Annotated in this window: 20 protein-coding genes and 4 pseudogenes; 9 read left to right on the forward strand and 15 right to left on the reverse strand. The window is 53.1% G+C overall.

Features of this window, described 5'->3' with window-relative positions; genetic code table 11:
- Window positions 1–101 precede the first annotated feature (101 nt).
- Both ACQ29O_RS18360 and ACQ29O_RS18365 read left to right on the forward strand, forming a co-directional pair.
- Window positions 102–392, forward strand: coding sequence for a DUF1778 domain-containing protein (locus tag ACQ29O_RS18360; protein ID WP_000855694.1), 291 nt, complete (start codon window positions 102–104; stop codon window positions 390–392).
- Window positions 389–916, forward strand: a complete 528-nt coding sequence (locus ACQ29O_RS18365) for a GNAT family N-acetyltransferase (protein WP_000971654.1) — start codon at window positions 389–391, stop codon at window positions 914–916. The genes ACQ29O_RS18360 and ACQ29O_RS18365 overlap by 4 nt, the downstream gene beginning before the upstream one ends.
- 72 nt (window positions 917–988) lie before the next feature.
- Here the strand turns inward: ACQ29O_RS18365 and ACQ29O_RS18370 are convergent.
- A pseudogene (locus ACQ29O_RS18370) lies at window positions 989–1,203 on the reverse strand (IS5/IS1182 family transposase); the annotation flags it as partial.
- A 349-nt stretch (window positions 1,204–1,552) separates the two neighbouring features.
- Here ACQ29O_RS18370 and pphB point away from each other — a divergent pair.
- A complete protein-coding gene (gene pphB, locus ACQ29O_RS18375) occupies window positions 1,553–2,209 on the forward strand; it encodes a protein-serine/threonine phosphatase (protein ID WP_000420455.1) in 657 nt (218 codons plus the stop codon).
- 244 nt (window positions 2,210–2,453) lie between these two features.
- Here the strand turns inward: pphB and ACQ29O_RS18380 are convergent, their stop codons facing one another.
- The 3 genes and pseudogenes from ACQ29O_RS18380 to ACQ29O_RS18390 form a co-directional block, all read right to left on the reverse strand.
- Window positions 2,454–2,948, reverse strand: coding sequence for a hypothetical protein (locus ACQ29O_RS18380; RefSeq protein WP_000424949.1), 495 nt, complete (start codon window positions 2,946–2,948; stop codon window positions 2,454–2,456).
- A gap of 26 nt (window positions 2,949–2,974) precedes the next feature.
- Window positions 2,975–3,643, reverse strand: coding sequence for a hypothetical protein (locus ACQ29O_RS18385; RefSeq protein WP_000445914.1), 669 nt, complete (start codon window positions 3,641–3,643; stop codon window positions 2,975–2,977).
- Between the two features lie 585 nt (window positions 3,644–4,228).
- Window positions 4,229–4,627 (reverse strand): annotated as a pseudogene (locus tag ACQ29O_RS18390) (cytoplasmic protein); the annotation flags it as partial.
- Between the two features lie 157 nt (window positions 4,628–4,784).
- Between ACQ29O_RS18390 and mutS the strand changes: the two are divergent.
- Window positions 4,785–7,352, forward strand: coding sequence for a DNA mismatch repair protein MutS (gene mutS / locus ACQ29O_RS18395; RefSeq protein WP_001005807.1), 2,568 nt, complete (start codon window positions 4,785–4,787; stop codon window positions 7,350–7,352).
- A gap of 55 nt (window positions 7,353–7,407) precedes the next feature.
- Here the strand turns inward: mutS and ACQ29O_RS18400 are convergent, their stop codons facing one another.
- The 8 genes and pseudogenes from ACQ29O_RS18400 to ltnD all read right to left on the reverse strand — a co-directional run bounded on the left by ACQ29O_RS18400 (window position 7,408) and on the right by ltnD (window position 12,974).
- Window positions 7,408–7,788, reverse strand: coding sequence for a DUF4440 domain-containing protein (locus tag ACQ29O_RS18400; protein WP_001070477.1), 381 nt, complete (start codon window positions 7,786–7,788; stop codon window positions 7,408–7,410).
- Window positions 7,785–8,084 (reverse strand): annotated as a pseudogene (locus ACQ29O_RS18405) (MFS transporter); the annotation flags it as partial. The gene ACQ29O_RS18400 and the pseudogene ACQ29O_RS18405, both read right to left, overlap by 4 nt.
- Window positions 8,072–8,392: pseudogene (locus tag ACQ29O_RS18410) on the reverse strand (GntP family permease); the annotation flags it as partial. The pseudogenes ACQ29O_RS18405 and ACQ29O_RS18410, both read right to left, overlap by 13 nt.
- A complete protein-coding gene (denD, locus tag ACQ29O_RS18415) occupies window positions 8,389–9,339 on the reverse strand; it encodes a D-erythronate dehydrogenase (protein ID WP_001165736.1) in 951 nt (316 codons plus the stop codon). The gene denD and the pseudogene ACQ29O_RS18410, both read right to left, overlap by 4 nt.
- A 39-nt stretch (window positions 9,340–9,378) precedes the next feature.
- Window positions 9,379–10,155: an HPr family phosphocarrier protein gene (locus ACQ29O_RS18420; protein WP_001136902.1), complete on the reverse strand. Its 777-nt coding sequence runs from the start codon at window positions 10,153–10,155 to the stop codon at window positions 9,379–9,381.
- Between the two features lie 4 nt (window positions 10,156–10,159).
- Complete coding sequence (locus ACQ29O_RS18425) at window positions 10,160–10,798, reverse strand: aldolase (protein ID WP_000209069.1); 639 nt, start codon at window positions 10,796–10,798, stop codon at window positions 10,160–10,162.
- Window positions 10,795–12,057: a 3-oxo-tetronate kinase gene (gene otnK, locus ACQ29O_RS18430; RefSeq protein ID WP_000912497.1), complete on the reverse strand. Its 1,263-nt coding sequence runs from the start codon at window positions 12,055–12,057 to the stop codon at window positions 10,795–10,797. Before otnK ends, ACQ29O_RS18425 begins: the two co-directional genes overlap by 4 nt.
- Window positions 12,051–12,974 (reverse strand): L-threonate dehydrogenase, encoded by a 924-nt coding sequence (gene ltnD / locus ACQ29O_RS18435; RefSeq protein WP_000206890.1) that lies wholly within the window; start codon window positions 12,972–12,974, stop codon window positions 12,051–12,053. Before ltnD ends, otnK begins: the two co-directional genes overlap by 7 nt.
- A gap of 196 nt (window positions 12,975–13,170) precedes the next feature.
- Between ltnD and ygbI the strand changes: the two genes are divergently transcribed.
- On the forward strand, window positions 13,171–13,935 hold the full coding sequence (gene ygbI, locus ACQ29O_RS18440) for a DNA-binding transcriptional repressor YgbI (protein ID WP_000613177.1): 765 nt from the start codon (window positions 13,171–13,173) through the stop codon (window positions 13,933–13,935).
- A gap of 18 nt (window positions 13,936–13,953) precedes the next feature.
- Here the strand turns inward: ygbI and ACQ29O_RS18445 are convergent, their stop codons facing one another.
- Window positions 13,954–14,358 carry a MarR family winged helix-turn-helix transcriptional regulator gene (locus ACQ29O_RS18445; RefSeq protein ID WP_000423338.1) on the reverse strand — a complete coding sequence of 135 codons (405 nt, stop codon included), beginning with the start codon at window positions 14,356–14,358 and terminating at the stop codon, window positions 13,954–13,956.
- Window positions 14,359–14,528: 170 nt separating this feature from the next.
- Between ACQ29O_RS18445 and ACQ29O_RS18450 the strand changes: the two genes are divergently transcribed.
- The 3 genes from ACQ29O_RS18450 to ACQ29O_RS18460 are packed head-to-tail and all read left to right on the forward strand — an operon-like array spanning window position 14,529 to window position 16,796.
- Complete coding sequence (locus tag ACQ29O_RS18450; RefSeq protein WP_001237181.1) at window positions 14,529–15,122, forward strand: non-oxidative hydroxyarylic acid decarboxylases subunit B; 594 nt, start codon at window positions 14,529–14,531, stop codon at window positions 15,120–15,122.
- Window positions 15,122–16,549: a non-oxidative hydroxyarylic acid decarboxylases subunit C gene (locus ACQ29O_RS18455; RefSeq protein ID WP_000863168.1), complete on the forward strand. Its 1,428-nt coding sequence runs from the start codon at window positions 15,122–15,124 to the stop codon at window positions 16,547–16,549. The genes ACQ29O_RS18450 and ACQ29O_RS18455 overlap by 1 nt, the downstream gene beginning before the upstream one ends.
- A 10-nt stretch (window positions 16,550–16,559) precedes the next feature.
- Entirely contained in the window at window positions 16,560–16,796 is a 237-nt protein-coding gene (locus tag ACQ29O_RS18460) for a non-oxidative hydroxyarylic acid decarboxylases subunit D (protein WP_000562964.1), read from the forward strand.
- A gap of 44 nt (window positions 16,797–16,840) precedes the next feature.
- Here ACQ29O_RS18460 and rpoS read toward each other — a convergent pair whose 3' ends face one another.
- On the reverse strand, window positions 16,841–17,833 hold the full coding sequence (gene rpoS / locus ACQ29O_RS18465; RefSeq protein ID WP_000081498.1) for an RNA polymerase sigma factor RpoS: 993 nt from the start codon (window positions 17,831–17,833) through the stop codon (window positions 16,841–16,843).
- Between the two features lie 62 nt (window positions 17,834–17,895).
- The gene (gene nlpD / locus ACQ29O_RS18470) at window positions 17,896–18,978 is read right to left on the reverse strand and encodes a murein hydrolase activator NlpD (protein ID WP_223149274.1); all 1,083 of its coding nucleotides are present in this window, start codon (window positions 18,976–18,978) and stop codon (window positions 17,896–17,898) included.
- Between nlpD and ACQ29O_RS18475 the strand changes: the two genes are divergently transcribed.
- Complete coding sequence (locus ACQ29O_RS18475) at window positions 18,908–19,066, forward strand: peptidase (protein ID WP_223151218.1); 159 nt, start codon at window positions 18,908–18,910, stop codon at window positions 19,064–19,066. The two genes, nlpD and ACQ29O_RS18475, sit on opposite strands and share 71 nt — an antisense overlap.
- Window positions 19,067–19,079: the final 13 nt, after the last annotated feature.

Here is a 19,079-nt window from a genome sequence, read left to right on the forward strand (position 1 = left end):
ACGACCTTCTTGCCATGCCTGGACTATATCAGCCTCATATGTACACCTTGAAAGCGTACATATATGTATTATAATTGTACATATTGTTCATAAACAGGAGGATGAAAACCATGCCTCAGATAGCTATAGAATCTAACGAAAGGCTGTCGTTGCGTGTATCGACGGATGCCAAAAAGTTGATAGTCCGCGCTGCGGCAATCCAGCAAACCAACCTGACGGATTTTGTGGTCAGTAACGTACTACCTGTCGCACAGAAGATTGTTGATGCCGCCGAACGGGTATATCTGACGGAGCGCGATACTCAAATGATCATGGAAATTTTAGATAACCCGCCAGCGCCGAATGAAAAGCTTCTTGCCGCTGCTTTCGCCCTGCCGGACATGAAGAAATGATGTTTACAGACTGGCATGAGGCCGCGATAGGGAAAACCCACAATCGAATGAATTTTGATTGTGGGGATGCCGATCTGAACCAATTCCTGCAACGCCATGCACGACAAAATCATGAGAAAGGGACAACGAAAACCTATGTTGCGCTTGATAATTCGGATGTTACACGTATCCACGGCTTTTACTCAGTCAGTCCTGCATCACTGATATATGCACAGGTTCCCGGCGCAATCAGCAAAGGATTAGGGAGATACGATGTGCCAGTGTTTCGTCTGGGTCGTTTAGCCGTAGACAAATCTATGCAGGGGCAAGGGCTGGGAGCACAACTTTTGTTATCTGCCGGAAAGCGTTGCATACAGGCGGCTTTGCAGGTCGGTGGCGTAGCCCTACTTATTGATGCCAAAAATAAACAGGCCTGCGACTGGTACAAAGGATTTGGCGCAGTACCATTAAACGATCAACCCCTTTCCTTGTTGCTGTCGTTTAAAACGCTTTATGCTGCTTTATCTGCATCTGGTAGGTTATGACAACATGAGGCTTTGTTGAATAATTCAGAATCGGCCAACGATAAGGATACAGGACTCCCACCGGAGCACTCGTTATACGAGCCTGACGCTGGACGGCATTGCCAACAACGTCATCCGGTTCAGCGCTTTGACCATCGCCATCGCTTCACCCACCTGCGCGTCATAGTTCCGCAGGCTCAGATGGCCGCCCAGCAAGGTTTTGATACGGAACATCGCTGTTTCCACTACTGAACGACGGTGATAGCCCACTTTCTTTTCCAGACCTCATTGCTGCCGCTCCGATGTTGATTTTAAACTTTTGCTTTGCCATCGGAACCCGATGCTGAAACGACAGTAACGATTAGATCCGCCAATCTCCTGAAAGTTCTATTTATTCAACAAAGCCCCTTCGGGATAGAGTTTCCGCTGAATGGGAAAGTATGCCTTTGCAATTAATCAATAAAGTGTTGCGCAAGAAATCGTGCATCTTTCAAGCACATCGTCTACTTTAATTAACCAATTCATAAAATATATATTCTCTGTTCATTTCTAGCTTGTAGGCTATTTTAATAACTGTGTATTTTAAACAATAAAAATTAATATTACCCTACTTCTTTGTTATAATACCAGCCTCCAAAATTGTGCTATAAGAACATCATGGAATTAATCCGTTATGCTGACATCAACAGCGATCTCTATCGCCACATTTGGGTCGTTGGTGATATTCATGGATGTTACTCCTTATTGTTAACCAGACTGGCTCAATTAAATTTCTCTCCTGATACCGATCTCTTGATCTCCACTGGAGATAACATTGATCGAGGAAAAGAAAACCTTGAAACACTGAGACTGTTAAATACCCCATGGTTTATTTCTGTAGTGGGTAATCATGAAGCTATGGCGCTTGACGCTTTTGAAACACAGGATGGCAATTTCTGGTATGTAAACGGTGGTTACTGGTACGACTCGGTCACCGAAAAAGACAGGCAAGAAGCCACTGAGCTATTACTAACTTTTAAGCAGCGTCCTCACATCATAAAGGTTGAAACGTCCTCAAAGAAGTACGTGATTGCCCATGCCGATTATCCAGATGACAGCTACGATTATGGGAAGCAAGTTGATATTGATAGCGTTCTATGGTCACGCGATCGTCTGCTTGGTTCGTTACAGGGGAATATCCATCCAATACGCGGTGCGGATACTTTCATCTTCGGCCATATGATTGTTGACTACACAACAACATTCGCCAATCAAATCTACATTGACACAGGTTCTTTCTGTTCAGGCAATCTGTCTTTTTTTAAAATAAAGTAATCTGGAAATAGAATTATGTAATATACGCAACGATAGCGTTACTTTATTTTGTATTCTGAGGATATATATTCAAACATAGAATTCTATCATAGCATATTAACCCTCCCTGCATTATGGGCAATGATATAGCCTTCAATAAGTACCATTGCCCATTCGTAATAGCGTCTAAATTTCGCGTTTTTCTGCCCATTTCAGCATTAAGATCGCAGGCCAAAAAAACGAAGCCGTAATCCGACGCAGGTAGTTACCCGAGCGCCTGAGACGAGTAAAGATCGCACATCTCAAGATACCTATCGGAAGAAAGCGCAATAACCGTGGTGGCGAAATGGATCGGCTTGCCTTCATGCAACACAATCTTAATACCGGCGGCGGCCGGGATGAAGTTAATGCTCTGTGAATGCCAGGTGTTTTCGGCGATATTTGTCCAAGCCGCGAATTTGCCATTACAGAAGCGAATACCTTCACGACTGATGGTGACTGCCGGCTTTGCCGCGCTTAAAAATGAGCGAGCCAGGCGCACAATAAATAACAGACTGCCGCAACAAATAAGCCCCATAAAGACGGCACCGCCAGTTTTGGGCTCCTCGGGATCGGTGGCCATACTCACCGCCAGAGCAATAAAAACTCCCATCATACAAATCCAGAACACAATACCAACCAACGTTTTAGATCTGGAATAATAGATATTGAACTCCACAGGCATGTTTTGCTGGCTGGTTTTTGATACGTACAGTTCCATTGATTCATCCTTGTATAAAAATGTCGTCAGGCGGGTAAACGCTGGGAAAGAAAGTTGAGCAGCAGCGGCTCATTGACGATAGTGGAGCGGTCGATTTTGCAGATCCGGCCCGTAGCGGTGCTAATCATCAGATAGCTCATTGAACTGCCAGCCCCCTCCTCGCGCTGGGTGCGAATACTGGCGATCTGCGCATACGGCACCGCCCGGTTTTTGTGTTCAAGCCGATCCGCCAGCGCGGTCACTTTGCCGAATTTAAGACGTCCATCGGCGGCGAGGCGCGCCCCCAGCGCAGAACCGTGTCGCCGGACAAGTTCAGCAGCCAGTCGGTCGTAAATTCCGTTGCCATCGTTCCAGAAATCAAGGTAGATGACGTACTTCTTGCCGCCACTGTGGCGCAAGATGAGTTTGTCGGATTGGTGGAGCAGACGCATTGATTCAAGCGCATCGTAATGGATAACACGATGCCCGGCCTGCAACGCGGTTTCGGTTAACGTCATCCTGCGCGGCGTAAACAGAAACAGAACTGTGACGCTGAATTTCCAGATGATAAACAACAGGCCCACCAGTAGCGATATACCGGAAAGCCGATAATTCACGGTGGCTGTTGCTATGCTGAGAATAAAAAAACCGATCCCGATAGCAAACCATTTCAGCTCCGAAAGCGAAAGATGCCGGGTGTATTGACGACTTTCCATGATGGTATGGTATCCCTGATTTTACTGTCGGCGTATTACGTCAGGTTGAGTAAGGAAGCTATATCCGTTATGTTTTAGGTTATATACACTTCATCCTTCAGGCTGCCGGAGCAACTATTGTACGCTCCCGGAGATTAATGAGAGACATCCTGCCTCTCACCGAAGACCAACCACGAGCCTATACACCATTCGGTGTAAATGCCTTTCTCAGAAGTGAACGTCCAGGCGGCTACCGAACCCTAGCGTGATAATAAAGCGACTCGTTGTCATGAGCCAGTCCCTTAGCGACATTGTCCATTTTCGGATGTCGGCCTGAATTGCCAGTCACACGACCTTTTTCACTGACTCGTCCGTCGGAAACACCGTACGCTTTTGATAGCATGTTGGTTATCTATGCCGGAAATGCGGGTCTGGTTTTTCTTCAGCAGACGATCGAACGGGCTGAGATCTTCAGGTATTTTGAGATTTTGGCCAGTGCATTAGCCAGAGCCTGCAACTGTTTTTCGTCCATAAAGCAACCAGCTTTTAATGTTGAATCGAACATATCAAAATCAGGCAATTACACAATTTTAATTACAGTCTCATTTTGAGTTCGGAAGCATCCGCTCCCCTCTTAATTTTGTTGGGATTTCTCTTTGTTGCGAGCATGGTCTGAACTAATTGCCTGGCTACTTGCCTTGTTTCGTCAATATTTGGAAAATCGAACACATTTCCAACTTTTACTTTCAAGACAGAACTTGGCTTCCTACCCTCACTGACATTACGATCTGACGAGGCTACTCTTCGCTGGATTACGTAGGTTTTTTTCGTCAAACTGGCTTTTACCCCGAAACCAGCAGGAGCTTCTCTGTGGTCATCGAAAACAATGTAGAGTTTTTGAGCTGGGTTAGCTTCGAAAACGATTTTTCCAGAGCGACTGAGTGCAGACTTAACATTGATACTTAACTTGTTGATAATGAAAGGCTGGCTGAGAGTTGTTTTCAAAGTATCACCCCTGTTGTAGTCCAGGAATGATGAGAATGTAACCTGTCACATTTTAGGCTACAGGTGAGCTACAAATTTATGGGTTTATGTGAGTTTATAAGGGTTTTACCTGGGGCCACATGAGCACTTGAAAGAATAAAAAACGAGTAAAATCAATATGAATGAGTCATTTGATAAGGACTTCTCCAACCACACCCCCATGATGCAGCAGTATCTCAAGCTGAAAGCCCAGCATCCGGAGATCCTGCTCTTTTATCGTATGGGAGACTTTTACGAGCTGTTTTATGACGACGCAAAGCGTGCGTCGCAGTTGCTCGATATTTCGCTGACCAAACGCGGCGCATCGGCTGGCGAACCTATCCCTATGGCGGGTATCCCGCACCACGCCGTAGAAAACTACCTCGCGAAACTGGTCAATCAGGGCGAATCCGTCGCTATTTGCGAACAGATTGGCGATCCGGCCACCAGCAAAGGTCCCGTTGAACGTAAGGTCGTGCGTATCGTTACGCCTGGCACTATCAGCGATGAAGCCCTGTTACAGGAGCGTCAGGATAACCTGCTGGCGGCTATCTGGCAGGATGGTAAAGGCTACGGTTACGCCACGCTGGATATCAGCTCCGGGCGCTTTCGTCTGAGCGAACCCGCCGACCGTGAAACGATGGCCGCAGAGCTGCAGCGCACCAATCCCGCCGAACTGTTGTATGCCGAAGATTTTGCTGAAATGGCGTTAATAGAGGGACGCCGGGGTCTGCGCCGTCGCCCGTTGTGGGAGTTTGAGATTGATACCGCCCGCCAGCAGTTAAATCTGCAATTCGGTACGCGGGATCTGGTCGGTTTCGGCGTCGAAAATGCCTCGCGTGGATTATGTGCGGCAGGCTGCCTGTTACAGTACGTAAAAGATACCCAGCGCACCTCCCTGCCGCATATTCGTTCCATTACGATGGAACGCCAGCAGGACAGCATCATTATGGATGCCGCGACCCGCCGCAATCTGGAAATTACCCAGAACCTGGCCGGCGGTGTCGAAAATACCCTCGCCGCGGTGCTTGACTGTACCGTGACGCCTATGGGTAGCCGAATGCTTAAACGCTGGCTGCATATGCCGGTACGAAATACCGACATATTACGTGAGCGCCAGCAGACCATCGGCGCCTTGCAGGACACCGTCAGCGAACTGCAACCGGTGCTGCGTCAGGTCGGCGATCTGGAGCGTATCCTTGCGCGTCTGGCGCTGCGCACCGCGCGTCCGCGCGATCTCGCCCGAATGCGTCACGCCTTCCAGCAGCTGCCGGAATTGCACGCTCAGCTTGAAACCGTTGACAGCGCGCCGGTACAGGCGTTGCGTAAAAAAATGGGCGATTTCGCCGAGCTGCGCGACCTCCTGGAACGCGCCATTATTGACGCGCCGCCGGTACTGGTCCGCGACGGCGGCGTTATTGCGCCCGGCTACCATGAAGAGCTGGACGAATGGCGCGCGCTGGCGGATGGCGCCACCGATTATCTCGATCGTCTGGAAATTCGCGAACGCGAGCGTACCGGGCTGGATACGCTGAAAGTCGGCTATAACGCGGTACATGGTTATTACATTCAGATTAGCCGTGGTCAAAGCCATCTGGCGCCCATCAATTATGTGCGTCGCCAGACGCTGAAAAATGCCGAACGCTACATTATTCCTGAGCTAAAAGAGTATGAAGATAAAGTTCTGACCTCGAAAGGCAAAGCGCTGGCGCTGGAAAAACAGCTATATGACGAATTGTTTGATCTGCTGTTGCCGCATCTGGCCGATTTACAGCAGAGCGCCAACGCGCTGGCGGAACTGGATGTGCTGGTTAACCTGGCCGAACGCGCCTGGACGCTGAATTACACCTGCCCGACATTTACCGATAAACCCGGTATCCGTATTACCGAAGGTCGCCACCCGGTGGTTGAACAGGTACTGAATGAGCCGTTTATCGCTAACCCGCTCAATCTGTCGCCGCAGCGCCGGATGTTGATCATTACCGGCCCCAATATGGGCGGTAAAAGTACCTATATGCGACAAACGGCATTGATCGCCCTGCTGGCCTATATTGGCAGTTACGTTCCGGCGCAAAACGTGGAAATCGGCCCCATCGACCGTATTTTTACCCGCGTCGGCGCAGCGGACGACCTGGCTTCCGGGCGTTCGACCTTTATGGTGGAGATGACCGAAACCGCGAACATTCTGCATAATGCCACGGAAAACAGTCTGGTATTGATGGATGAAATCGGGCGCGGTACCTCTACGTATGACGGGCTGTCGTTGGCCTGGGCCTGCGCGGAGAATCTCGCGAATAAGATTAAAGCGTTAACGCTGTTCGCTACCCACTACTTCGAGCTGACCCAATTACCGGAGAAAATGGAAGGCGTGGCGAACGTCCACCTGGATGCGCTGGAACACGGCGATACTATCGCGTTTATGCACAGCGTGCAGGACGGCGCGGCAAGTAAGAGCTATGGCCTGGCGGTCGCGGCGCTTGCGGGCGTCCCTAAAGAAGTCATCAAACGCGCGCGCCAAAAACTCCGCGAGCTGGAGAGCATCTCGCCCAATGCGGCGGCAACGCAGGTGGACGGCACGCAAATGTCGTTGCTTGCCGCCCCGGAGGAGACATCGCCTGCCGTTGAAGCGCTGGAGAATCTCGATCCGGACTCCCTGACGCCACGCCAGGCGCTGGAGTGGATCTATCGGCTGAAAAGTCTGGTGTAAACGTGTCGGGCCCGATAGCGCCGCGTTATCGGGCCCACGCGCCGGCACAGGCTTTTCAGGCTGTGGCTGTCGTTTCATGTAAATGACGCCAGACTATCCGTCCTCTTTCCCTTTTTAAAATGACCGTCGACCAGCGTACCGTCTCAGCCTGGCCCGGCAGTTGCTGTCGCTCGCGATAACGCAGCGCGGCGCCTTCCGGCCACTCCGCCACAAGGTCAATGTGCTCAACCACGATAACCATCCCCGGGCGACACGCGCGCTGCGCCTGGAAAAAAGCGCCCAGCGCCGGATAATCCAGACAAATACCTCCTGGCGTTATCATCGTAAAATCAACAGCGAAACGCGCTATCAACGCCTCCAGGCTACCCATCCCCTTACTAAGCCAGTTCTCAATCGCCGCATGGGCGTGAATAATTTCTTCTTTATATGGATTCATGGTCTTTCCTTTTTCAGGCACAGAAGCGCCTGTCTATTGTTCAGACAGACAGCGTAAATAAGGGGCAGCAGGGTGATACCGGCGGCGGCAATAAAGGTCCAGCGATAAGCAACCTCAAGCGACATAACGCGCTGGAACGCATTTAACAGCAGCGTCAACAGCGTCGCGCCAAGGAAAAAGCTGATCTGACGATTAAGATTCCATAGCGCGCTGGCGTCAGGCATGTCCCGGCGAGCAATAGTCAGGAAAGCGCCACTCTGCGCGGTACTGCTGCACAAACTGCCGCCAGCGCCCACTCTTCACGGCGTTTCCCCAGCCATTTGATAAAGCTCCAGGCGATACGCTCCGCCGCGCCGGAAACCTCCAGCAAGCGCCCCATCATTACGCCGAGACCAATCACCAGGCCAATGCTGCCCAGCGTCGTACCGAATCCGCTGGTGATGACAGAGAGCGTTTTATCAATGCCCATTCCCCCCAACAGACCGGCGATGCAGGCCGCCGCCAGCATCGCGATCAGCGCATGAACACGGGTGCGTAACACCAGCCATACCAGCACGAAAACGGCAACGATCAGGCCAATAATTGGGGTCGGTAAACTTGTCATGACCTCCCCTCCATATCATCTTGTCGAAAGCGTTCAATAATGTCATCGAAGCGTTTATCGGCGACAAAACCTAACGCCAGCGCACGCTGGTTATCGATACGTCCCGGCCAGGAGGCGACAATTTTCTCGACGCCTTCATCGCGCTGATGCGTAACCCGATCGCGCGCCGCCTGGCCGCCCGCCTGACGCAACGTTTCCAGCATCTCGCCCACGGTTACGCTGATCCCGGGTAAGTTGATGCTGCTCGCCTCGCCAGGCGCGGGTAACGTTGCGGCCAGCGACAGGTTATGGATCACCGTCGCCGGGCTGGAAATCCACAGCCGCAAACTTTCCGACACCGGGCAGACGGTCGTCTCGCCCTGCAACGGTTCACGAATAATCGCGCTGACAAAAGAAGAAGCGGCGCGGTTTGGTTTACCCGGGCGAACACAGATCGTCGGCAAACTCAGCGCCAGCCCATCCACATAGCCTTTGCGGGTATAATCGTTGACCAACAGTTCACAGGCGGCTTTCTGCGCGCCATAAGACGAGCGCGGCGTGAGCGCGGTGGTATCGGTGACGCATTCCGGCAGCGTACCGCCATAAACGGCAAGCGAGCTGGAGAAGACAAAACGAATTTTCTGCGGTTGTCGACGACACGTCTCAAGTAACTGGCGTGTAAGATCCAGGTTAACTTTCCATCCCAGATCGAAATCGTCTTCCGCATGGCTGCTGACAATCGCAGCGAGATGATAAACAACAGAGGTATTAGCGGTAATCACATTCTCCAGCACGCCCGGCTGGGTTAAGTCAGCTTCCAGGCAGCGTAAACGAGGGGAATCTGATAACCGTGCAGGCATTTTTAAATCAACAAGAAGCAGTTCGTTAAACGCCAGCGATGAGTTTAATAAGGCGCTTGCGAGTTTCTGGCCTAAAAAGCCGCCCCCGCCGGTAATGATAATCTGCATCCGGATGTCCTCTTTATTGTTGTGTAGGGTAGTTCAGGGTTAGCGCCAGGCGTTAAACCAGCCAAGCCCGTCCTGAGTGGTATTCCGTGGTTGGTATTCGCAGCCTATCCAGCCGCGATAACCTACGTCATCGAACAGCCGGAACAGCCACGGGTAGTTGATCTCGCCATCATCCGGTTCATGTCTGTCCGGTAGCGAGGCGATTTGTACATGGGCATAGCGGCCCGCGTACTCGCGAATCAGGTGACTCAAATTGCCATCCACTTTTTGCGCGTGGAAAGTGTCGAGCTGGATGAACACATTCGGGCGGTCAACCTCTTCTGCGATGCCCAGCGCCTGATATTGGCTGGAAAAGAGGTAGCCGGGTTTAACGCCGGGACTCAGCGCTTCGATCAAAATACGTTTATCGTGGGCGGCAAACCGGTCGGCGGCATAACGCAAATTATCGATAAACGTGGCGCGATAACGTGCGCCATCAGCGCCATCCTGCACTACGCCCGCCATGATGTGAACCTGCTCGCATTCCAGCGCCAGAGCGTATTCCAGAGCCAGTTCAATATCGGCGCGCGCGTCGTGTTCGCGCCCCGGTAGCGCGGCACGTCCCCACTCGCCCGCCGCGGTATCGCCCGCCGAAGTATTAAACAGCGCCAGCGTCAGATCATGACGCGATAGCTGGGCTTTAATCTCGCTGGCGGCAAAGCCGTAGGGGAACAGAAACTCAACGGCCTGAAAACCGGCTTCGGCAGCGGCGGCAAAACGCTCGATAAACGGCACTTCGGTAAACATCATCGACAAATTGGCGGCAAAACGCGGCATCGGGTTATCTCCTTAACTGCGTAATTTCTTCGGTGGTTAAATAACGAATCGGGCGTTCGCCAAGGATAAAAATCAGCTTTGCCGTCTCTTCCAGCTCCTCGGTATTATTAGCGGCTTCCTGCAAATTCTCCCCGCACACGACCGGCCCATGATTAGCCAGTAAAAAGGCCTGATGCCGGGCCGCCAGCGCAGCCAAATCGCGGGCAATTCGGTCATCCCCCGGGCGATAGTAGGGAACCAGCGGAATGTCGCCCATCCGCATCACCACATAGGGGGTAAACGGGCGAATCACATTTTGCGGGTCCAGCCCTTCGAGACAGGAAAGCGCCGTTGACCAGGTGCTGTGCAGATGTACCACGGCCTTGCAGCAAGGGTTATTGCGATACAACGCCAGATGAAAACGCACCTCTTTAGACGGTTTATCGCCGCTGAGCCATTCGCCCTGCGGGTCCACTTTGGATAGCCGCTGCGGGTCGAGATTACCCAGACACGAACCGGTGGGCGTCGCCAGAATATTGCCGTCCGGCAGTAACAGCGAGAGGTTGCCTGCCGAGCCGGTGGCATAGCCGCGCTGGAAAAACGAGGCGGCTATCCTGACCATCTCTTCTCGCAAAGCGTGCTCTTCTTTTGCCAGTGTCGTCATACCTGAAACTCCCTTTGAGCGCGGATGAAAAAGGATTCATCGCCAAAATTACCTGACTTTAGCGCCAGCGAGACTGGCGCATGGAGCGCGTTGACCCACGGCACGCCGGGTGAAATGCACGGTCCGATGTGAAAACCGGTAATACCGAGGCTTTGCGTCACCACGCCCGAGGTTTCGCCGCCCGCCACAATAAACCGGGTGATACCGCCTTCCGCTAAGCGAGCAGCCAGCAGGGAAAAGAGCGCCTCTACCGCATGGCTGGCTTCGGTAGCGCCATATTGCTGCTGGATGGCGGCCAGCGCCTGCGTGGAGGCGGTGGCGCTAATCATTGGCGCCAGTTCGCTGTCCTGACTGAGCACCCACTGCGCCAGCGCTTCAGCGTAGGCCTCGCGCGTCTCGGATGACAGGCAGCGCGCCACATCAACGTCGCGTGTGGGAGCATGTTGTCGATAGAAAGCCACCTGCTGATTCGTCATTTGCGAACAGGAACCGGAAAGCACCACCGCGCGGCCGCTCAGCGGATAGCCTGCGGAACGGGCCTGAGAAACGCCGTGCTTCGCCCACTGACGCGCCAGCCCCATTGCCAGCCCAGAACCGCCGGTCACCAGCGGAGCATCACGCAAAACCTCGCCCTGGATTTCCAGGTGCCGCTCATTGAGCGCGTCAAGTACTGCGTAGCGATATCCTTCCTGCTGTAAACGCGACAGCGCCGCACGGGTCGCGGCAACGCCTTCATCAAGCGTCTGAGCCGGAATAACGCCGCAGCGCCCTTGCGCCTGCGCTTCCATCAGACGCGGCAGGTAGCTGTCGGTCATCGGATTGATTGGGTGGTGGCGCATACCGGACTCCGCCAGCAAGTGGTTCATGACAAACAGATAGCCCTGATAAACCGTGCGTCCGTTAACCGGCAGCGCGGGAGAAATCACGGTAAATGAGGTATCCATCGCCACCATCAGCGCATCGGTGACCGGGCCGATATTGCCTTCGGCGGTACTATCGAAAGTCGAGCAATATTTGAAATAGACTTGCTGGCAGCCCTGTTTTTTCAGCCATACCAGCGCCGCCAGCGATTGTTTTATCGCCTCTTGCGCCGGGCATGAGCGGGTTTTCAGGCTGATAACCACCGCGTCGCACCCTTCCGGTTGCGTCCCGGTTGGGACATCATTGATCTGCACTGTCGGCATCCCGTTTTCGACCAGAAAACTGGCGATGTCAGTCGCGCCGGTAAAATCGTCGGCAATGACGCCAATTTTTAACATGACGGCTCCTCAGGCGTGACGCCAGGCAGAGTAATCCCTGAGAAAATTTTGATCACAGCGCTGTCATCCTCTTTGCCATAACCGGCGTTACTGGCTCTGGTGAACATATTTAACGCCGTAGAGGCCAGCGGTAAGGGGAAGCGCAGCGCTTTCGCCGTGTCGGCAACCAGCCCCAAATCTTTGACAAAAATGTCGACGGCCGAACGCGGGGTATAGTCGCCGTCAACGACATGCTGCATACGGTTTTCGAACATCCAGGAGTTGCCGGCGGCATGGGTCACGACGTCATACATCACGTCCAGAGGAATACCAGCCCGCGCGGCCAGCGCCATCGCTTCGGCCGCCGCCGCAATATGCACGCCAGCCAGCAGCTGATGAATGATTTTGACGGTTGAGCCTGCGCCCGGCGTATCGCTGATGCGATAAACGTTGCTGGCAACGGCGTCCAGCACAGGCTTCAGGCGGGTAAACGCCGCCTCGCTCCCGGAGGCCATCACCGTCATTTCGCCCTGCGCCGCTTTTACCGCGCCGCCGGAAACAGGCGCATCCAGCATGTTAAGATTCAATGCCGTCAACGCCGCGGCGATCTCTTGCGCGTCGGCGCTTGAGATCGTAGACGAAACCATCACCGCGCTTCCGGGTTTCATCAGATGGGCGACGCCATCCTCACCGAATAACACCTGTCTGACCTGGGCGGCATTGACGACCAGAATGACTAACGCATCCACGACGCCGGCGAACTCCCTGGCGCTGGCGGCAGCCCCACAATCCCCTTCAGCGAGCAGATTCGCGCACGCTTGCGGGTTAAGATCGGCCCCCCATGTGGAAAGCCCGGCGCGCAGGCATGAACGCGCAGCGCCCATTCCCATTGAGCCAAGCCCCACAATGCCGACATGAAAATCAGCTCCTGTTGTCATTATCACTCCATGTTAATTTACGTGATATTATGTTTTGCTATGTGAATATAGGCGTTTTTGTAAACAATTGCGGTGAGTTGTTTCACAAAAAATAACAAAATATGTTATTTTTTGTGAAGGCAATCCTCATAGAACTTCACACGCTGTGACGAGAAATCGCGTAAAATCGCGACAGGACTAAAGAAAGGAGCAGACGTTGATACCTACTGAGCGTCGACAAATCATTCTTGATATGGTGGCGGAGAAAGGCATCGTCAGTATCGCTGAACTGACCGAGCGCATGCATGTATCCCACATGACTATCCGCCGTGATTTACAAAAACTGGAGCAGCAAGGCGCGGTAATCCAGGTCTCTGGCGGCGTGCAATCATCGACTCGCGTGGCGCACGAACCCTCGCATCAGATCAAAACCGAACTGGCGACGCCGCAGAAAGCGGCGATTGGCAAACTGGCCGCCAGCCTGGTACAGCCAGAAAGCTGTATCTACCTTGATGCAGGTACTACCACGCTGGCGATCGCCAGGCAGCTGGTTACGATGAATAAACTTACGGTGGTGACCAATGATTTCGTTATCGCCGATTACCTGATGGACAATAGCGATTGCACAATTATTCACACTGGCGGGGCGGTATGCCGGGAAAACCGGTCGTGCGTCGGTGAAGCCGCGGCGACGCTTTTGCGTGGGTTGATGATTGACCAGGCCTTTATTTCCGCCTCTTCCTGGAGCGTGCGCGGTATTTCAACGCCGGCAGAAGATAAAGTCACGGTGAAACGGGCCGTCGCCAGAGCCAGCCGCCAAAAAATTCTGGTGTGCGACGCGACCAAATACGGCCAGGTCGCTACATGGCTGGCGTTACCGCTGGCGGAATTCAACCAAATCGTCACCGATGACGGCCTGCCGGAAAGCGCAATTCGGGCGCTGGCCAAAGTGGATATCTCACTGCTGATGGCCAAACAATAGCAAAACGGCGCAAGCCGCTTACGTCATCATCTTGCGTACCAGTTGCGTAAACTGTTCGCGTTCTTCAGCGCTCAGTCGCCCCAAAAACTCATCGTCAACGCGATCCCCCAGTGGTATCGCGGCGGCGAGCAACGTTTGGCCCTGAACGGTGAGATAGACAAAACGCCGACGTTTATCCAGCGGATCGTTTTCTCGCTTCACCAGCCCACGATTTTCCATCCGGCTTAACATCTCCGCCAGCGTCGCTTTAGTGCTGACCGCCGCTTCGGTCAGATCGACCTGTTCAATACCCGGATGTTCAGCAATAACGCGCATCACCGCATATTGAGGTTTGGTGAGCTCCGGTAGTTCATGCTGCCAGCGTGCGGTATGTTGCTGAAAAAGTTGGCGTAACAGATGAAACGCGGTGTTTCGTAACTCCATGAGCGCTCCGGATAAATTAACTTTTTCTATCATAACGACTTATGCACGGTTTTTTAATGACGAATGCTTTAGCTAAACGTGCGCAGGCGTCGGGAGCGATCTTGTCGCAAAGGCCGTGTGGGCGTATTTTGATCAAAATGTTCGTATACGAACGATATTTGAGGTAAGAAATGAGATTGATTGTGGGGATGACCGGTGCGACCGGCGCGCCGCTTGGCGTCGAGCTACTCCAGGCATTGCGGGCGATACCTGATGTTGAAACGCATCTGGTAATGTCAAAGTGGGCGAAAACCACTATTGAACTAGAGACGCCCTACACGCCCGCTGAGGTAGCCGCCCTGGCAGATTATTGTCATAGCCCGGCCGATCAGGCGGCGACCATTTCCTCCGGCTCATTTCGTACCGACGGCATGATTATTATCCCCTGCAGTATGAAAACACTGGCGGGGGTTCGCGCCGGCTATGCCGAGGGGCTGGTGGGACGCGCTGCCGATGTCGTGTTGAAAGAGGGTCGCAAGCTGGTGCTTGTGCCGCGGGAAATGCCGCTCAGCACGATTCATCTGGAAAACATGCTAGCGCTTTCTCGTATGGGGGTGGCGATAGTGCCGCCCATGCCCGCCTTCTACAACCTGCCGCAAACCGTTGACGATATTATCCAGCACATCGTAGCGCGCGTTCTCGACCAGTTTGGTCTGGAGCATACGCGCACGCGCCGCTGGCAAGGACTGCGACAGGCAGCAAATTTTTCACAGGAGAATGGATAATGGCATTTGATGATTTGCGCAGTTTTTTACATGCGCTGGATCAGCAGGGACAACTGCTGAAAATCAGCGAGGAAGTGAATGCGGAGCCGGATCTCGCCGCCGCTGCCAACGCAACGGGACGCATCGGCGATGGCGCGCCCGCGCTGTGGTTTGACAATATTCGTGGTTTTACCGACGCCCGCGTGGCGATGAATACCATCGGTTCCTGGCAGAACCATGCCATCTCACTGGGTTTGCCGCCTAACACGCCGGTTAAAAAACAGATCGATGAATTTATTCGCCGCTGGGACAATTTTCCGGTAGCGCCGGAACGACGGGCGAATCCGGGCTGGGCGGAAAATACCGTCGACGGCGACGCAATCAACCTGTTTGATATCCTGCCGCTGTTTCGTCTGAACGACGGCGACGGCGGATTCTATCTGGATAAAGCCTGTGTGGTATCACGCGATCCGCTCGATCCCGATAACTTCGGCAAGCAGAATGTCGGCATCTACCGCATGGAAGTTAAAGGCAAGCGTAAGCTGGGTCTGCAACCAGTGCCGATGCATGATATCGCATTGCACCTGCACAAAGCTGAAGAGCGCGGGGAAGATCTGCCGATTGCGATCACGTTGGGTAACGATCCGATCATTACCCTGATGGGCGCAACGCCGCTGAAATACGATCAGTCAGAGTATGAAATGGCAGGCGCGCTGCGTGAAAGCCCCTATCCTATCGCCACCGCGCCGCTGACCGGTTTTGATGTGCCGTGGGGATCTGAAGTCATTCTTGAAGGGGTCATCGAAAGCCGTAAACGTGAAATTGAAGGACCGTTCGGCGAATTTACCGGCCACTATTCCGGCGGTCGCAACATGACCGTGGTGCGTATCGATAAGGTCTCTTACCGCAGCAAACCCATTTTTGAATCGCTCTATTTGGGGATGCCGTGGACGGAAATCGACTACCTGATGGGGCCGGCGACCTGCGTGCCACTGTATCAACAGCTGAAAGCCGAATTTCCGGAAGTGCAGGCGGTAAACGCCATGTACACCCACGGCTTGCTGGCCATCATCTCGACCAAAAAACGCTACGGCGGCTTTGCCCGTGCGGTGGGCCTGCGAGCGATGACGACGCCGCACGGTCTGGGATATGTGAAGATGGTGATCATGGTCGATGAAGATGTCGATCCATTCAATCTGCCACAGGTGATGTGGGCGTTGTCGTCGAAAGTGAATCCGGCAGGCGATCTGGTACAGCTACCGAATATGTCCGTCCTGGAACTGGACCCGGGCTCAAGCCCGGCGGGGATTACCGACAAGCTGATCATTGACGCCACCACGCCGGTTGCGCCAGATAACCGTGGTCACTATAGCCAGCCGGTTGTTGATTTACCGGAAACTAAAGCCTGGGCTGAAAAGCTGACCGCCATGCTGGCCAACCGTAAATAAGGAGTAACCGATGATTTGTCCACGCTGTGCCGATGCACATATTGAACTCATGGCGACTTCTCCGGTAAAAGGAGTCTGGACGGTATATCAGTGTCAGCATTGTCTGTATACCTGGCGCGATACCGAACCGTTACGCCGTACCAGCCGCGAACACTATCCACAAGCGTTTCGCATGACGCAAAAAGATATTGATGACGCGCCAATGGTGCCGAGTATCCCGCCGCTGCTGGCAGAAGACAAACGGTAAAAAAAAGGCCAGTCTGTCGACTGGCCTTTTTTTGACAAGGGTACTTACTCGCGGAACAGCGCTTCGATATTCAGCCCCTGCGTCTGCAGAATTTCGCGCAGACGGCGCAGGCCTTCAACCTGAATCTGACGAACACGCTCACGCGTAAGACCGATTTCACGGCCTACATCTTCCAGTGTCGCAGCTTCATATCCCAGCAGACCGAAACGGCGCGCCAGCACTTCACGCTGTTTGGCGTTCAGTTCGAACAACCATTTGACGATGCTCTGTTTCATATCGTCATCTTGCGTGGTGTCTTCCGGACCGTTCTCTTTTTCATCGGCCAGGATGTCCAGCAACGCTTTTTCGGAATCACCGCCCAGCGGGGTGTCTACCGAGGTAATGCGCTCGTTGAGACGAAGCATACGGCTGACGTCATCAACCGGTTTATCCAGTTGCTCTGCAATTTCTTCCGCACTCGGTTCGTGGTCCAGTTTATGCGACAACTCACGTGCGGTGCGCAGGTATACGTTCAGCTCTTTAACAATGTGAATCGGCAAGCGAATCGTACGGGTTTGGTTCATAATCGCCCGTTCGATTGTCTGGCGAATCCACCAGGTTGCGTATGTTGAGAAGCGGAACCCGCGTTCCGGGTCAAACTTCTCGACTGCACGGATAAGCCCCAGATTGCCCTCTTCAATCAGGTCCAGCAACGCCAGTCCACGATTGCCATAACGGCGGGCAATTTTTACCACCAGACGCAGGTTACTCTCAATCATGCGACGGCGAGAAGCGACATCTCCACGCAGTGCGCGACGCGCAAAATAGACTTCTTCTTCGGCTGTTAACAGTGGTGAATACCCAATCTCACCAAGGTAAAGCTGAGTCGCGTCCAACACACGCTGTGTGGCCCCTTGCGATAACAGCTCTTCTTCAGCCAGGTCGTTATCACTGGGTTCCTCTTCACTCAAGGCTTTTTCGTCAAAAGCCTCTACTCCGTTCTCATCAAATTCCGCGTCTTCATTTAAATCATGAACTTTCAGCGTATTCTGACTCATAAGGTGGCTCCTACCCGTGATCCCTTGACGGAACTAGCAAGTCAAAGCCTGGTTCCGCCGCTTTATCGCTGCGGTAAATAACGCAGCGGGTTTACGGATTTCCCCTTGTAACGAATCTCAAAATGCAAGCGTGTAGAGCTGGTGCCGGTGCTACCCATAGTAGCGATTTTTTGCCCCGCCTTAACTTCCTGTTGTTCCCGGACCAGCATCGTATCATTATGGGCGTAGGCACTCAGGTAATCATCGTTATGTTTGATGATAATAAGATTACCGTAACCACGCAGTGCGTTACCGGCATATACGACGCGCCCATCAGCGGTTGCGACGATAGCCTGTCCCTTACTGCCTGCAATGTCGATCCCTTTATTGCCCCCTTCGGAAGCGCCAAAGTTTTCGATCACTTTGCCATCCGTCGGCCAGCGCCATGCGGAAATCGGCGCGCTGGTTGACGTACTGCTTGCATTTGGTTCGGTCGTGCTTACCGTTGGTGCCGTTACAGGCGCTGTGACAACCGTCCCAGCAGGCTTGTTGTTTGGCAACATTTTGTTAGCACTTTGTTCACCTGAGCCCTCAGAATACGTAATTGTTGGTTGAGACGCAACTGCAACGGTGGAATTTTGTGCAGACCTAGTCACAACTCCTTGCTGTGCTGCATCCGCCTGGGTGATCGCATTTCCGCCAGTAATTGGCGTACCGGATGCGTTACCAACTTGCAAAGTTTGCCCTACATTCAGGCTATACGGGGCAGAAATACTGTTTCTCTGGGCCAGATCGCGGAAATCGTTCCCGGTAATCCAGGCGATGTAAAAAAGCGTATCACCCTTTTTCACGGTGTAAGTACTGCCACCCGTATAGCTACCTTTCGGAATATTCCCATACTGGCGATTGTATACAATTCGCCCATTTTCCATCTGCACGGGTTGTTCCGTGACCGGTTGAGTTTGCATGGGCTGCGTTACAGGACGCTGAACGGGTTGAATTTGCGGCGCTTGTTGCGGCGTTTGTTGCGTCGTCGCGCCCATTTTTGGCGGCGGTGTGATCAACATCCCGGAATTGGTATTTGATGACGACCCACTGTCCACAGACGTGACCGGCGCCGGAGGGTTTGACGAACTGGTACAACCTGCCAGCCATAGTGAAACCAGTGATAGTGCCGCAATGCGACTAACGGTGAATTTTGGGCTTCCCGCGCTCATTTATCCCCCAGTAAAAAATTTGGTTAACAACCAGTGACGTAAGAACCGTG

Source organism: Salmonella sp. GDC200615 (assembly GCF_050574145.1).
GTDB lineage: Bacteria > Pseudomonadota > Gammaproteobacteria > Enterobacterales > Enterobacteriaceae > Salmonella > Salmonella enterica.